Origin of the sequence: Aquimarina pacifica (assembly GCF_000520955.1) — a bacterium.
Taxonomy (GTDB): Bacteria; Bacteroidota; Bacteroidia; order Flavobacteriales; family Flavobacteriaceae; genus Aquimarina; species Aquimarina pacifica.
The window spans coordinates 263,835-279,801 of the sequence record NZ_JACC01000001.1; the positions used below are offsets into that span (position 1 = coordinate 263,835).

Annotated in this window: 15 protein-coding genes and 1 riboswitch; of the genes, 11 read left to right on the top strand and 4 right to left on the bottom strand. The window is 33.4% G+C overall.

All coding sequences use genetic code 11. From position 1 onward, the window contains the following. The first annotated feature begins 18 nt into the window (after nt 1–18). The 4 genes from DZ60_RS23895 (at nt 19) to DZ60_RS0101030 (ending at nt 4,492) form a co-directional block, all read left to right on the top strand. Nucleotides 19–1,191, top strand: coding sequence for a M57 family metalloprotease (locus DZ60_RS23895; RefSeq protein ID WP_025739706.1), 1,173 nt, complete (start codon nt 19–21; stop codon nt 1,189–1,191). A 217-nt stretch (nt 1,192–1,408) separates the two neighbouring features. Next, a complete protein-coding gene (locus tag DZ60_RS0101020) occupies nt 1,409–1,960 on the top strand; it encodes a metal-dependent hydrolase (RefSeq protein ID WP_025739708.1) in 552 nt (183 codons plus the stop codon). Beyond that, nucleotides 1,957–2,703 (top strand): subclass B1 metallo-beta-lactamase, encoded by a 747-nt coding sequence (gene bla, locus DZ60_RS0101025; protein ID WP_025739710.1) that lies wholly within the window; start codon nt 1,957–1,959, stop codon nt 2,701–2,703. Before DZ60_RS0101020 ends, bla begins: the two co-directional genes overlap by 4 nt. Before the next feature lie 16 nt (nt 2,704–2,719). Then, a complete protein-coding gene (locus tag DZ60_RS0101030; RefSeq protein ID WP_025739712.1) occupies nt 2,720–4,492 on the top strand; it encodes an ABC transporter ATP-binding protein in 1,773 nt (590 codons plus the stop codon). 62 nt (nt 4,493–4,554) lie between these two features. On the opposite strand, the gene metE is transcribed toward DZ60_RS0101030, so the two are convergent. After that, nucleotides 4,555–6,876: a 5-methyltetrahydropteroyltriglutamate--homocysteine S-methyltransferase gene (gene metE / locus DZ60_RS0101035; protein ID WP_025739714.1), complete on the bottom strand. Its 2,322-nt coding sequence runs from the start codon at nt 6,874–6,876 to the stop codon at nt 4,555–4,557. 177 nt (nt 6,877–7,053) lie between these two features. Beyond that, nucleotides 7,054–7,244: riboswitch (cobalamin riboswitch) on the bottom strand. 150 nt (nt 7,245–7,394) lie between these two features. Between metE and DZ60_RS0101040 the strand changes: the two genes are divergently transcribed. After that, nucleotides 7,395–7,634 carry a CDGSH iron-sulfur domain-containing protein gene (locus DZ60_RS0101040; RefSeq protein WP_025739716.1) on the top strand — a complete coding sequence of 80 codons (240 nt, stop codon included), beginning with the start codon at nt 7,395–7,397 and terminating at the stop codon, nt 7,632–7,634. Nucleotides 7,635–7,782: 148 nt separating this feature from the next. On the opposite strand, the gene mgrA is transcribed toward DZ60_RS0101040, so the two are convergent. Beyond that, nucleotides 7,783–8,796 carry an L-glyceraldehyde 3-phosphate reductase gene (gene mgrA, locus DZ60_RS0101045; RefSeq protein ID WP_025739717.1) on the bottom strand — a complete coding sequence of 338 codons (1,014 nt, stop codon included), beginning with the start codon at nt 8,794–8,796 and terminating at the stop codon, nt 7,783–7,785. Nucleotides 8,797–8,952: 156 nt separating this feature from the next. Further along, nucleotides 8,953–10,359: a dihydrolipoyl dehydrogenase gene (gene lpdA, locus DZ60_RS0101050; RefSeq protein WP_025739719.1), complete on the bottom strand. Its 1,407-nt coding sequence runs from the start codon at nt 10,357–10,359 to the stop codon at nt 8,953–8,955. Between the two features lie 290 nt (nt 10,360–10,649). On the opposite strand from lpdA, the gene DZ60_RS0101055 reads away from it, so the two are divergent. From DZ60_RS0101055 to lspA, 3 genes are all read left to right on the top strand, one after another. Continuing rightward, entirely contained in the window at nt 10,650–12,203 is a 1,554-nt protein-coding gene (locus DZ60_RS0101055) for a hypothetical protein (RefSeq protein ID WP_025739721.1), read from the top strand. Between the two features lie 32 nt (nt 12,204–12,235). Next, nucleotides 12,236–12,790 carry a GNAT family N-acetyltransferase gene (locus tag DZ60_RS0101060; protein ID WP_034228246.1) on the top strand — a complete coding sequence of 185 codons (555 nt, stop codon included), beginning with the start codon at nt 12,236–12,238 and terminating at the stop codon, nt 12,788–12,790. Between the two features lie 188 nt (nt 12,791–12,978). Then, entirely contained in the window at nt 12,979–13,491 is a 513-nt protein-coding gene (gene lspA, locus DZ60_RS0101065) for a signal peptidase II (RefSeq protein WP_025739725.1), read from the top strand. A gap of 8 nt (nt 13,492–13,499) precedes the next feature. On the opposite strand, the gene DZ60_RS0101070 is transcribed toward lspA, so the two are convergent. Further along, nucleotides 13,500–14,168, bottom strand: a complete 669-nt coding sequence (locus tag DZ60_RS0101070) for a DNA alkylation repair protein (protein ID WP_025739727.1) — start codon at nt 14,166–14,168, stop codon at nt 13,500–13,502. A gap of 231 nt (nt 14,169–14,399) precedes the next feature. Here DZ60_RS0101070 and DZ60_RS25035 point away from each other — a divergent pair, with 231 nt between their 5' ends. The 3 genes from DZ60_RS25035 (at nt 14,400) to DZ60_RS0101085 (ending at nt 15,695) form a co-directional block, all read left to right on the top strand. Next, a complete protein-coding gene (locus DZ60_RS25035) occupies nt 14,400–14,570 on the top strand; it encodes a hypothetical protein (RefSeq protein WP_161634357.1) in 171 nt (56 codons plus the stop codon). Between the two features lie 18 nt (nt 14,571–14,588). Next, nucleotides 14,589–14,918, top strand: a complete 330-nt coding sequence (locus DZ60_RS0101080; RefSeq protein ID WP_152537333.1) for a hypothetical protein — start codon at nt 14,589–14,591, stop codon at nt 14,916–14,918. An 81-nt stretch (nt 14,919–14,999) separates the two neighbouring features. Then, complete coding sequence (locus tag DZ60_RS0101085; RefSeq protein WP_025739730.1) at nt 15,000–15,695, top strand: hypothetical protein; 696 nt, start codon at nt 15,000–15,002, stop codon at nt 15,693–15,695. Nucleotides 15,696–15,967 lie beyond the last annotated feature (272 nt).

The following is a 15,967-nucleotide window of genomic DNA, read 5'->3' on the forward strand; positions in this document are numbered from 1 at the left end:
CTTAAAATCTTTTATTTCATGAAAAAAAATATTTTCTTACCTAAACCCCTATTCCTGATCATAGTAACTTTATTTTTCTCCTGTGAGTCTGATGAAACTACAGTCGACAATCCGGAAGAAGTAATCAAAGAACAAATAGTTCCTGAATCTATTATTACCAAGCTAAAACAAGCTGGATTTAATACAAATCACGAAATTCTACCTTATGAAAACGGTTATATTGTAGAAAAGGACATTTTTTTGACAGAAAAACAAATTGATATCCTTGCCAATGAACCAGAAGAAAAACAATACCATACCACAGAATTAGTAGATGTCCCACATCTCTACACTAGAACAATAAAAGTATACTTCGCACCTGATTTCAATCAAGACATGCAGAATGCTTTTGAAGATGCTTTAACTCGGTTTAACAATCTTAATCTTAATTTGATATTTGAACGAACCGAAGATGAAAACAATAATGATATCAAAATTACAGGAGCTAATATGGGCACTATTTTTGGAATTTCTGGGTACCCTGAGAATGGAGACCCATACCAAAGAATAAAATTAAACACAAAATATTATACCGACTATAACACTTTTGATAATGCTACCACTGTAATAGCGCATGAAATTGGACATGCTATTGGATTTAGACATACCGATTTCAAAAACACTAGTTATAGCTGTGGTGGAGACCCATATGATGAAGGACGAGGTCTTGAAGGAGGAATTCATATTGATGGAACTCCAACAGGAGGAGATTCAGAATCATGGATGCTTACTTGCTTGGATTTTAATCACGACCGACCATTTACAAATAATGATATAACCGCTTTGACCACCTTATATCCACGTTCGGAACTAAATGCAATTACCGGAGAATATCGTGCAGAACCAGGTTCTGTTATTCAGGTAAAATTTAAAGGAACTTTAGGCGCATGGTGTTCTACTAGAGAGAAATTGACAGTTACAATTTATGGCGCTAATCTATCCGACCCTACACGTTCTATTACTTGGACTTCTTGGGCTTCGGATTCATTCTCTTTTGTCATGCCAGCAAGCGGTGTGGTGCATGTAAAAGCTAGAATGAATGTGTTAGTAAGTAATCATACAGGGTGCTCTCTGGGGAGTGTCAAATTTAATAATACTAATGAAATACAATTAGGCACTGGCGGGTTTGGTAAAACTAGTTTTCCTTTTTAAAAATAACACAAGGCTAATTCTACTAATCGCTCTTCTTCACTTTAAGAAGGGCGGTTTTTAGTTGTAACCAAAGGTGCATTATCGAAAAACATGATGCCAACTATATATTTATTGTTGTATCTACATCGTAATGCCATGTATTCTACTTCAAAAACATATATAAATTAAATAATATAATTACATTAGGAGGATCCATTAAAAACTATAGAGATACAATATGGCCTCAATCTTTGCCCACGCATTTACCGCATATGCGTTTAGTAAAACCTTTTCAAAAAAAATATCGACTACCAAATTTTGGATGTTAGGAATCGTTTGTGCCATCCTGCCTGATGCAGATGTGATAAGTTTCAAATTTGGTATTAGATATGAGGATTTCTGGGGACATCGCGGATTTACTCATTCTTTTGCCTTCTCAATACTTCTAGGTATTCTAGTCACTCTAGTATTTTACCGAAAACAAGTTTTTACCAAAGATGGATATTTATTGATACTTTATTTTAGTATTTGCACAGCATCACATGCATTATTAGATGCAATGACTACAGGTGGATTAGGAGTCGCTTTTTTCTCACCTTTTGATACCACTCGATACTTTTTTGATTGGCGCCCCATACAGGTATCTCCTATAGGAATTCATAGATTTCTCGGAATGAAAGGGATTAAAGTATTGTTAAGTGAAATACTTTGGGTAGGAATCCCAGGAACAATATTTATATTAGCCGCTCTTTATATAAAAAAAACAAAACAACCTCCACAAAACGAATGAATCTAGTTTTTACTATAAAACACTTTTTTTTAGCTATTCTACTAAGCTTTCTAACGCAAATGATAATTGCTCAAGAAATAAACGTTTCTGAAAACCTAAAAATAATGAAACTAAGTGAGCATAGCTATATTCATACTTCTACAATAACTTTAGATAATGGAGCAACGTTTGGGTGTAATGGTTTTATCTATAGAAATAATGATGAAGTATATATATTTGATAGTCCTGCAAACGATCAAGCACTTATCGAACTGATACAATGGCTCCAAAAAGAATTAAAAGTTACCATAAAAGGAGTGATCTTTAACCATTTTCATGAAGATAGTACGCGAGGAATCGCCATTTACAAAAAAAATGGTATTCTAACTATAGGTAGTAAAAAGACTGCAAAATTACTTATTACTGAAAAAAGAGAGCAGCCAGATCAAATTTTTGACACCAGCTTAACTTTGCAATTAGGTGATAAAACCATACTGAACTCCTTTTTTGGTGAGGCACATACCCAAGATAATATCGTATCTTATTTTCCTGATGAAGAACTTCTTTTTGGTGGTTGTATGCTTAAAAGTCTAAAAGCCAGTAAAGGAAATATAGACGATGCAAATTTGCAAGAATGGTCAAACACTATAACGAAAATCAAACAAGCATATCCAAAATTAAAAACTGCAATTCCTGGCCATGGTAATTATGGAGATAGCGAATTATTAGACTATACCATTTCCTTATTTGCAATTAAAAAGTAAAAAGTAAACCTAACATATGAGAGAATTTGCTTCGAACCCCAAACCAAAGAACAAAAAAAAGAGTAAGGTTTCTATAGCCCAAGCGTTTAAGACCATTATTTGGCCTAGGCGCAATTTGGTATTCATTGGATTGTTACTAATCGTTCTAAGTAGATTAGCCAGTTTGGTATTACCGATGGCAAGCAAATATCTGATTGATGATGTGATTGCCAAAAAGGATTATGAAATGCTAAAAATACTTCTCATCTGTGTGGCATCAGCTATTTTGGTACAAGCGGTGACCTCCTTCTTATTAACAAGAATTTTGAGTGTACAGGCTCAATTTTTGATATCAGAACTAAGAGCACAAGTACAAAAAAAAGTATTATCACTACCTATTAGCTTCTTCGACAACACAAAATCAGGAGCACTTGTTTCAAGAATTATGAGTGATGTAGAAGGTGTACGAAATCTTATCGGTACCGGATTAGTTCAACTGGTAGGTGGTACAATCACGGCTATTATTTCTCTAGTCCTTTTGATAAGAATAAGCCCTTCTATGACTTTATTTGTATTAGTTCCTGTAACTATTTTTGGGTTTGTAGCTCTAAAAGCATTCAAATATATACGCCCTATTTTTAGAAAACGAGGTGTAATCAATGCCGAAGTAAAAGGAAGATTAACAGAAACACTTGCTGGAGTGCGAGTTATCAAAGGTTTTAATGCAGAAGAACAGGAAAACAAAAGTTTTGAAGAAGGTGTTGATCGTTTATTTCAGAATGTAAAAAAGAGCTTAACGGCAACCGCAATAATGACGAGTTCTTCAACTTTTTTATTAGGAATTGCCTCTACCGGTATTATGGGGATCGGTGGTTACAAGATTATGATAGAGGAATTAACCATAGGAGAATTTCTTTCATTTACATTATTATTGGGTTTTATGATAGCTCCTATAGTACAGATGAGCAATATTGGGAGTCAATTAACCGAAGCACTTGCCGGACTTGATCGTACTGAGGAATTGATGAATATGACACCCGAAGAAGAAATAGAGAATCGAACAATCGTACTTGATACTATTAAGGGGGATATTATTTTTGATGACGTTTCATTTTCTTATGAAGAAGGTAAAGAAGTATTACATAATATAAGTTTTACAGCATCCTCGGGTTCTGTAACCGCATTAGTTGGAAGCTCTGGTTCAGGAAAATCAACAATAGCTGGACTTTCTGCTACATTCTTAAATCCAAAATCAGGACGTATTACTATTGATGATCATGATATTTCGTCAGTAAAACTAAATAGCTACCGTCGACATCTTGGTGTCGTTTTACAAGATGAATTTTTATTCGAAGGCTCTATACGCCAAAATATTCTATTTCCGAGACCCGACGCAACAGAAGAGCAAATACAACAAGCTGTAAAGGCAGCATATGTTAATGAATTTACCGATAGATTTGATGATGGATTAGATACACTAATTGGGGAACGCGGTGTAAAATTATCTGGGGGACAACGACAACGCATCGCCATCGCTAGAGCTATCTTGGCAGATCCCAAAATCATTATTTTAGACGAAGCTACATCTAACCTAGATACTGAGAGTGAAGCCTTGATCCAAAAAAGTCTGAATGAACTTATGAAAGGGAGAACTACTTTCGTAATTGCACACAGATTAAGTACGATTAAAAAGGCTGATCAGATTTTGGTAATCGAATCTGGTAAAATTGCAGAACGCGGATCACATGATGAACTTATAGCCTCAGAGGGCAGATACTTCGATTTATATACTTATCAAGCAAGGATCTAAAAAAACCGAGTTCTAATATCAAATCAGAACTCGGCAATCACAGCGTTATAATTTTTAAAATATTATTCTGTAGTTTCTAAAACGGATTCTCTTAGTTGAAGTGCTGCGGATACCATAGCTTCTAAAGCCTTTTTAGTTTCTTGCCAGCCACGAGTCTTTAATCCGCAATCTGGGTTGATCCACAATTGCTCTTCGGGGACATATTGTTGTGCTTTGTTTATTAATTCTATGATTTCATCAGCATTAGGAATTCGAGGTGCATGAATATCATATACTCCAGGACCTATATCATTTGGATATTCAAAATCTGCAAATGCATCTAATAACTCCATTTGAGATCTAGAACATTCTATAGTAATTACATCAGCATCCATAAGTGCTATGTGATCAAGAATGTCATTAAATTCTGAATAACACATATGGGTATGTATTTGTGTTGAATTAGAAACAACGCTAGATGAGATTCTAAATGCCTCAATAGCCCACGCTAAGTACCCTGCCCAATCTTTTTGTTGTAATGGCAGTCCTTCTCGTAATGCGGGCTCATCAATCTGAATAATTTTAATTCCGTTTTCCTCAAGATCTTTCACCTCATCTCTAATAGCCAATGCTATTTCCTTACAGGTAATAGATCGCGGCTGATCATTTCGCACAAAAGACCATTGCAAAATAGTAACAGGTCCAGTAAGCATTCCTTTAACTAGTTTTGTAGTCAAAGATTGTGCATATGTTGTCCAATCAATAGTCATTTTGTTAGGCCTACTTACGCTTCCATAAATAACAGGAGGTTTTACACATCTGGATCCATAACTTTGTACCCATCCAAACTTTGTGAAAGCAAAACCATCTAATTGCTCTCCGAAATACTCAACCATATCATTGCGCTCAAACTCACCATGCACCAAAACATCTAATCCAACTTCTTCCTGCCAACGAATCGTTTTTTTTATCTCTTCACTTATAAGTTCATTGTAATATTCTGCACTAATATCTCCTTTCTTAAACTGATATCGCCAACCTCTGACCTCTTTAGTTTGAGGAAAAGATCCAATAGTTGTGGTAGGAAATAGAGGGAGTTTTAATTCTTTACTTTGTTCCTTCTTTCTAAACGTAAATGAATTCTTGCGCACAGTATTATTTTCATTAATTGCATGAATTCTTTCTTTTACCTCTGGGTTATGAATTTGCTTTGATTGCTTTTTTTCTATATGAATTTTAATATTTTCTTCTAGTGCAACCAATATAGGATCTCCTTCTTTACAAAGAAATAATTGTTTAAGCGTAACTACTTCGCTTAGTTTTTGTTTAGCAAAAGACATCCAACCTTTTATTTCACTAGAAATATTAGTATTACTGCTTTCTAAATCCAGATCACAAGGCGAGTGTAACAAAGAACATGAAGGAGCAATCATGATAGTATCTTTTGTTCGGTATTCAACTGCTTTAGTGATATAATTGAGTGATTTTTGATACTCATTTTTCCAGATATTTCTTCCATCAATAACACCTAGAGATAGATGTATGCGAGAAGATACTTTTTCTAATACTTCTTCTAACTGCTCGGGACATCTCACTAAGTCAATATGCAATGCATCGACTAACAAATCATTAGATATCAATGATATATTGTTTACCACAGCTTCAAAATATGTGGTAACCATAATCTTTATTTTTGGAAAAGAACTTTTCAATTTCAAATACACTTCTTTAAACGCTTCTTTTTCCTCTTTAGAAAGGTCTAATGCCAAAAAGGGTTCCTCAAATTGAATCCATTCTACTCCTAGATCATTAAGTTTTTCTATAATCTCTAAGTAAACCGGAAGTATTTTATTTATTAACTGGATCTTCTCAAACCCCTTTTCTCTTTCTTTTCCTAATAGTAGATAAGAAACAGGACCTATTAAGACAGGTTTAGTTATTATTCCTAATTGTTTTGCTTCGTAAAACTCATCAATTACTTTGGTAGAAAATAGCTTAAAATCCTGATTTTCATAAAACTCAGGCACTATGTAATGATAATTTGTATCAAACCATTTGGTCATCTCCATAGCAGTAACATCATAACCATTTCTTTGATACCCCCTGGCCATGGCAAAATAAAGATCCAAAGGATTCTTTAGTTCTTCTGCTAACTCTTTGTACCTTTTAGGAATAGCACCAAGCATAAGAGACATGTCTAATACTTGATCATAAAATGAAAAATCATTGGATGGTATCAGATCAATACCACTATTCTTTTGCAAAAGCCAATTTTCTTTCCTAATATTCTTTCCTACTTGGACTAGGTTTTTGTAGGTGGATTTACCCGACCAATACTGTTCTGAGGCTTTTTTAAGCTCTCTTTTGCTACCAATACGCGGATAGCCTAAATTGTTTGTAAGCATTTTTAAAATTTTAAAAATTAATATAAATTCTTAAAATCCTTTGTATAAATTTAAATATGCTTGGACATCTAAAAACAGAAATTAAAATAATGCCATATAAGAACTCTCCAATATAAAAAAGTTATTTTTATATTGGTAATGGCATCAAACTTAACAATAGCTCCAGATCGCGAAAGCATAGTCAATTCGATATATGGCAGGTCTCCTGACTTGTAACATTTTTATCCTCCTTCCCATTGGTATGCCAACAGTGGATTATTATATTGATAAAAACTATATGGTTACTTACAGTTGCGCGACAGTTCGTGATTTTCACACGATTCCCTATTAATTCACAATTAAGTAAAACCTATATCGGTTGATGAATAATTTATGTAAAGAACTTTTGTGGTTACTAAAATACTTTAAATAATCGGAGTTAGATTCTTAAACATTAAAAAACAAACAACTTTTATCAAAAACCTATTTAAAATGAATCTTAATCGGATATTTAATAAATTTAGGATAAACTAACATCTATGAAAAATAACATAAGAGGTGGTAATACACCTGTTGCCTGTCAATTAGAAGCAGATAAAAATTATGCATGGTGCACCTGTGGTCATAGTTCAGACCAACCTTTTTGCAATGGCAGTCACAAGAAAGAAGGCGGTACTCCTCCCACAATTTTCAAAGTTGATGAAGCTACCGAAGCATATCTATGTACATGTAAACAAACAAGCAATCCACCGTATTGTGATGGATCGCATAATAACTAAGCAACTTCGGTTTGTATAAAGAGAAATTATATAATAGAGGTTTTTAGAACGTTTAGAAAATATTTAATTCAACGACCTGAATAACTTAAAGACACCTAAAAACTTGTAAACCCCAGAAAATAAAACTAAAAAAAATACTTCTTTACCTTCACTGCGATATCTCATCGATACGATGTAATTCTTCTTCAGAAAACTGTAATTGTTCTAATGCTTTTATATTCTCCTTGAGCTGATCAGAAGAACTTGCCCCAATAAGTACAGAAGTTACCTGAGGTTGATGTAATAACCATGCAATAGCCATCTGAGATAGTTTCTGACCTCTTTGATGAGCCATTTCTGCTAAATTTTGTATTCTGGTGATATGACGGTTTAGTTTTTCTTTATCCAGATATGTAAAATTCTTTGCCACTCTAGAGTCTTCGGGGATTCCTTTTAAATATTTATCAGTAAGCATTCCCTGTGCAAGAGGTGAAAAAGCAATACAACCTAACCCTTCACGCTCCAGCGTTTCTAGTAAACCTTGTTCAACTTCTCGATCAAAAATAGAATATCGTGCTTGATGTATTATAAAAGGGACTTTTAATTCTTGTAACAATGCTTTTGCCCTTGCTGTTTCTTGAGGTTCATAATTAGAAATCCCAATATAAAGTGCTTTTCCTTGCCTAACAATATCAGATAAAGCAATCATCGTCTCCTCTAGTGGAGTATCGGGATCTGGTCTATGGTGATAAAATATATCCACATAATCAAGTCCCATACGCTTAAGACTCTGATCAATGCTTGCCATCAAATACTTACGCGAACCCAAATTACCATAGGGTCCAGGCCACATGTCATATCCGGCTTTAGTTGCAATAAAAAGTTCATCCCTATAGGGTTGAAAATCTTTTTTTAATAAAGTCCCAAAATTCTCTTCTGCAGAACCATAAGGAGGTCCATAATTATTTGCCAAGTCAAAATGTGTAATTCCTAAATCAAAAGCGGATCTTAAAATATCCCTTGCTGTATGCATCTGATCTACAAACCCAAAATTATGCCATAGACCAAGAGAGATAGCAGGTAATAATACACCGCTCTTTCCGCATCGCTTATAAGTCATGTTTTCATAGCGTCCTGATGACGCCTGATATTCTTTTATTCCTGTTTTATCATTAGTATACATGGTGAACTCGTTTTTTAATACAAATCATGATAAGCTAAGATATAGATAATATCAAATAAAAAATGAGTCATTCTAATAAAGAATGACTCATTATATCTATACTTCCAAAAACTGATTTTTGTTACAAAAACCCTCTTTAAAAAATATCTAATTAATCTATACGTGCAATGCTCTATTATCAGTAGCTGCAAGTGCCGCTTCTTTTATGGCTTCTGTAAATGTAGGATGCGCATGAGACATACGAGAAATATCTTCTGCAGATGCTCTAAACTCCATTGCAGTAACCGCTTCGGCAATTAGATCTGCACAACGTGCTCCTATCATATGAACTCCTAATACCTCATCTGTATTTTCGTCTGCCAAGATTTTTACAAATCCATCTAAGTCTGCACTAGCACGAGATCTACCTAAAGCTCTAAAAGGAAATTGTCCCGATTTATATTTTACACCAGCTTCTTTAAGTTCTTCTTCTGTTTTACCAACAGCAGCAACTTCTGGCCAGGTATAAACTACTCCTGGGATCAAATTATAATCAATATGTGGTTTTTGCCCAGCAATAGTCTCTGCTACAAACGTTCCTTCTTCTTCTGCTTTATGTGCCAGCATTGCTCCTTTTACAACGTCACCAATTGCATAAATATTAGCGCCACTGGTTTGTAAATGATCGTTAACTTCGACTTGACCTCTATCTGTTAGTTTTACACCTGCAGCTTCGGCATTTAATCCATCTGTATATGGACGACGCCCTACAGACACCAAACAGTAGTCTCCTTTAAACTCTACCGGATTTCCTTTTTTATCATCAGCTGTAATAGTAACTTCTTTAGTCGTTGCTTTTACACCCGTAACTTTATGCGAAGTATAGAACTTTACACCCTGCTTCTTCATTACCTTCTGTAATTCTCGGGATAATGCTTTATCCATTCCTGGGATAATTCTATCCATAAATTCTACTACAGAAACTTCTGCTCCTAATCTTCTGTAGACTTGTCCTAACTCAAGCCCAATAACACCACCACCTATAATTACCATATGTTTTGGCACTTCTTTAAGCTTTAATGCTTCAGTAGAGGTAATTACACGTTTCTTATCGATAGTAATAAAGGGTAAGGTTGAAGGCTTAGAACCAGTAGCAATTATCGTATACTTAGACTCAATAGTCTCAACACTTCCATCAGCTTTGGTTACATTCACATGCGTAGCGTCTTTAAAAGCACCAACGCCTTCAAAAACGTCTATGTTATTTTTTTTCATTAAGAAACTTACACCATCACAAGTTTGATCAACAACGGTCTGCTTGCGGGCAATCATTTTTTCTAAATTGATCTTTACATCCCCAGGAATTTCTATCCCATGATCAGCAAAATGCTTTACAGCATGCTCATAATGATGAGAAGAATCTAGTAAAGCTTTACTAGGGATACAGCCAACATTAAGACAAGTTCCTCCTAGTGTTGAATATTTTTCGATTATTGCAGTTTTCATACCTAGTTGTGCGCATCGAATAGCTGCAACATATCCACCAGGTCCAGAGCCAATTACGGCCACATCATATGTACTCATAATATTCTATTATGTTCTCTTATTAAGTATTATCAAGACAAATTTAAAGGTATTTAGAATAATTATGACTGTAATCAAAGAATAATTTAAGGAAGGAGAAATAATTTATGTAAAACGTAATTTTATTAAAAAACAATATTAATCTCATCTAAAAGTTATACTTTAATAATTAATATCTAAAAAGAATGAAATCTTGAAGCAGTAAAAAATAAAAATCTTTGCTACTTTGCAGATTCAACTTTTTCACTTTTTTTTAATCGCTAATAATACAGGCTTTTCTAAATTATACCATGCGCTATTTATCATCATTTTTTTTACTTATCATCATCATCATCTGGGGTTCATGTCGTAATGATTTTGAAGCTGAAGATAGTACTGGAAATTTGCAATTTTCGGTAGATACGCTGTTTCTCGATACTATTTTTACTAATATTGGATCAAGCACGTATAGCTTTAAAGTTTATAATCGTAGTAATTCTGATATCAACATTCCTTCAATAACACTAGAAAGAGGAGAAAGTTCTAACTATAGACTTAATGTAGATGGGGTATCAGGAAACTCTTTAGAAAACATTCAAGTCCTTTCTAAAGATAGTATTTTCGTTTTTGTAGAAACAACAACAGATATTACAGATCAAACAACTGAATTAGATTTTTTATATACAGATCGTATCCTATTTGATCCAAATGGAAGTCAACAGGATGTTGATTTGGTAACACTTATAAAAGATGCCACATTTCTATTTCCGTCAAGAGATGCCATGACCGGAGAAATAGAAACACTGTTATTAGGAACAGATGACGATGATAATGAAGTTAGAATTGAAGGCTTTTTCTTAAATGATGATCAGCTCAATTTCACCAATGAAAAACCCTATGTTATCTACGGATATGCGGCGGTCCCATCAGGAAGTACATTAACAATTGATGCCGGCGCTCGAATACACTTTCATGCTGATTCAGGTATCATTGTTGCCAATGAAGCTACGCTAAACATACAAGGTGAATTAAGTGAAGATCCTGAACTTCTTGAAAACGAAGTGATTTTTGAAAGTGACCGTTTAGAACCAGGATTTAGTGATGTCCCTGGACAATGGGGTACCATATGGTTAACCGCAGGAAGTACAGGGCACAATATTAATTATACTACTATAAAAAATGCAACTGTCGGTATTCTAATGGACTCTAATGATGGTGGGACCGACCCAACACTTACTATCACGAATACACAAATTTACAACAGTTCTAATGTAGGACTTTTGGCACGCACAGGCAATGTACTAGGTGAGAATCTAGTTATCAACAATGCAGGTCAAGTAGCACTTAACTGTTCCTTAGGTGGTATATATAACTTTACTCATTGTACTTTTGCTAATTATACTACTTTTGGAAGTGTTGTAAGGGATTTCCCTACGGTTTTAATAGATAATGTGCTAGAATTTGATGGCATACCTTTTTCGATTGATCTTGAACAAGCGAATTTTACCAACTGTATTATTTATGGAAATCAAAATATTGAATTAGGTTTTATCAGAGATGAGAGTAAACTTTTTAATTATAATTTCAAAAATTGCGTAATCCGATTTAACGATCTCAACGAAATCTCAGTAGGTAACCCTTTATATGATTTTACCAATACCGACTTGTTCGAAAATGTTATTTTGAACGAAGATCCCAATTTCAAAGAGCCATCAGAAAATATGTTTATGATAGGAGAAGAATCTGCTGCTAACGGAAAAGCAACGATTCTAGGAACAGGAACAGACATTTTAGGAGTTAATAGAAATGCAACTGCTCCGGATATTGGTGCTTATGAAAGTGTTATTTTTGAAGAGGAAAACTAAAGCATATTCATACGTAACATTTGTAAATAAGAATGTCAACTTCATCCTATATTTTTACCTCAGAAAGATTGGGTTTCCGAAACTGGGAAACAAGCAATTTAAAAGCTCTACATGCAATTAATAATGACGATGAAGTGATGGAGTTTTTCCCTTTTAAACCTTCAAAAAAAGATACTGAAGGGTTTATCCAAAGAATGCAGCAATTATATACCGAAAAAAAATATTGTTATTTTGCCGTTGATATTTTACAAACTAATGAATGTATAGGTTTTATTGGCCTTTGTGAACAAACCTACATCAATGACTTAGGAACTTTTGTAGATATTGGGTGGAGACTTAAAAAAAGTAGCTGGCACAACGGATATGCAACTGAAGGAGCTAAGAAGTGTCTGGCATATGGGTTTAAAACAATTGGACTCTCAAACATTTACTCTGTAGCCCCAGAAATTAACACAAAATCTGAATCGGTAATGAAAAAAATTGGAATGCAATACGTAAATACATTCCTACATCCAAAATTAATAGATAATGATAGGCTAAAGAAATGTGTTCTATATAAGATTTCGAATCCAAAACCTATTAGGTGATTTAATAAAGTAGTCTCCCTCTTTTCTCTTTTTTTATATAAAAAATGCCTAAATAATTAATGATTGGTGTTATTCAATTCATATTCATCAACTTATTAATTAAGCTCAAAAATTATAGAATAATTTAGATAAGTGCCCTTAGTTATCATTATTGTTTGTAATTTTAGTACTCATACCTCCATTACAAAATGAAAATTACCAGAAGAATAAAAATAATCCTTATACTATTATTGGTTTTGATAAATATAAGTTGTGATCAGATATCAAAAAAAGTAGTTAGAGAGACTATAAAACCTAATGAACGAATCGAAATTGTCGAAGACAATTTTATATTAACTAAGGTAGAAAATACAGGAGCAGCCTATAGTTTGGGTTCGAACTGGAGTCCCACATTAAAAGTAATTATTTTACAAATACTTCCTGTACTTGTATTGATTATTCTACTATGGAGAATACTTATTAAAACCGATTCCTCTATAGAGCATGTAATAGGTTTTACATTTATTATCGGAGGAGGTATAGGAAACCTTTTTGATCGAATTTTATACGGCTCAGTAACCGATTTTTTGATTTTAGATCTAGGAATCATTAAAACAGAAATATTTAATTTGGCAGATGTTTCTATCATGACAGGATCTATTTTAGTCTTACTTAGCACTCTTATTCAGAGAAAAAAAACAACTCCCTTAAAAGAAGCTTAAAACAGTAGTTATTTTATTAATCTAATTGCTTCTCGCCTACTAAGAGGATTCAAGTCTGTTTTATCAACAAATGAAATCACCCAATCAGGATTTGTACGACTATACTCTCTTAAGACCCAACCTATAGCTTTATTAATAAAAAACTCATTTGACCCCAATAAAGAAGTAATCACATACTTCAAAAATATTGGGTCTAGTGATTCTTTATATTTTAATTGAAATAATAAACAGCATCTTTGCAACCATATATTATTCGTACCAAGCCATTTTTTTATATATACATTGCGCTGTTCAGGATATTTTCTAAAATAAGCACCTATCAATTTTGTAGCAATAAAATCAACGGTATCCCACCAAGAATTATGTAGTACCATAAATTCAAAAAGTTGAATATCGTCTTTCTCAAATTGTTTGACATATTTTTGAGTAAGCTCCTGTGCAAAATAATGATAGTCCCTCTCTGGTTTTAGCCAAAGTGTTTTTACGATAGCAGGAATCTCCTCTTTCTGAGGTAAAAATTCTTTGATCAAAAATGGCTTTTGAATTTCCCGTCTTTTGGTAGTTTTCAGTCCAAAATGTTCAAATTGATCTTTAAGATATGCTTTTTGCTGTGCAGCAACTTCAAGATCTGCATTCTTACTAAACTCAACTCCCAAAATTGATATAAAATCCTTCATATATCTGATTATTTGTAATATGATGACATACAAATATAAAGGATACTCTTTTTTCTAATACATTTGAAACAATGAAAGCAGTATAGTTATGATCAGATAATTTATCATAATTAATAGGTACAAAAAAAATACTGAGAAGACTCTTAAAGATACTAATACTAGTAGTCTCAATTATTGTGACTGTAGGAATCTATCTATATTTTAGGTTACACAACTCAATAAAAAATATTCTTGAAACAAAAGATGATTGGCGTAGTGAAGTGCTTGAACTCCCTTTTGATATTTGCTCTAGATCTAAAATATAACGGTGAAGAACATATTCGTTTCGCCCCAGATTGGGGAGAAAAAAGTAGTGATGATTACTTGTCTTATGTCTTTTTATGGATACTCGATAAAGAGTAAAACCTAATTGCTTCAGAATTGGAAGGAGTTTTGAACATGTATTTTGATGGTCTCATGAATACTGGCGCTTTAATTAACTTTCATTTCTTTAAAAACATTCCCGATACTAAGTCTTCTTTCAAACAGAAAAAAGAAGGTGTTTTCGAAGGTACCATAGAAGTTTATGATGAGTTTTTTACACAAGAGATGATTACCCTAAATGCAAAAGTCAAAACACAAACATGTATATCAACAAATAAACACCTTGTCTGGTTCTATTTATCACCACAAGAGCGTGATCATTACGTATGCGATCGACTCAGAAAAATAAAACAAAAAAAAAGTAACAGTTTTTTATCAAAAAATTGATAACTAGTATATCCTAATTAATAATTTTAATTTTATAACTCATATCATACATAAAAATTTAAACCAATCAATACTAAAAAAATGAAGAACTTTCTGATCTCAACTCAACTCATACTTTTACTATTTCTTTGTAATACATCTACACTTACAGCACAAAAAAAGGGCAAATTAACGGCCACAGAAAAGGAAAATCTAAAAACTGCCAATGTAAAGCTTTTCTACTTTGAGGCACCACCTATTTTCATTATGACTCCCCAAAATGCTGCTGGAGAAGGTTTAATTGCCGAACTCACGAAATCAGACGATGCTAAATCTCTCGAAAAACATCGGTTCTATCCTAATAAGTTGGTACAAAAAAACCTTGATAGTCTTCTAAAAGCCGAAGAAGTAATGAATAATGTCGTGTCTATAAAAGAACCTTTTGAGTTTCAGAACCGCTCTCAACTCAAAGACTTATCCAAGTACAATGATGTAGAAGCTGATTATATAATGGAGTTAATTGTTCCTGCTGGATTATGGACAGCTAGTTATTTACCTACAAAATGGAAAAAATATTGGTTATCTCTTGGGATGGAAGTACGGATTATTCGAAAAAGTGATCTTACGATAATCTGGAAATCAAATCTTGGTTATGGAGGTCTCAAGGACGAAAGATTAAAATTCCATATCGATGACCTTAAGGAAAATGGAAAAGAGAAAATCAGTGCCATGTCAGAAATCGTAGCATTCGAGTGTAGCAAACTTATTCTAAAAAAATACAATAAAACCAAAAAATAATCCGCACTTGTAGTATTAATTACAACAAACGCACAGAAAAAAGCAAGCCAAAAGAAAACCTTTTTTCTGTGTGTTTTATTCTATTTCTTGTACTCCATATTAATCAAAGTTCAGAGTATTCGTTAAAAAATCTATCACATCCTAAAATTACTATAAAAACCATCTTTGCTGTATCTTTATTTACCATTTTTATAGCTAATTCTGTTTTTATAGCAGAAACTAGTAAAAACTATTTTAAACTCTTTTAACCTAAAGCGATCGTATATCCGCAC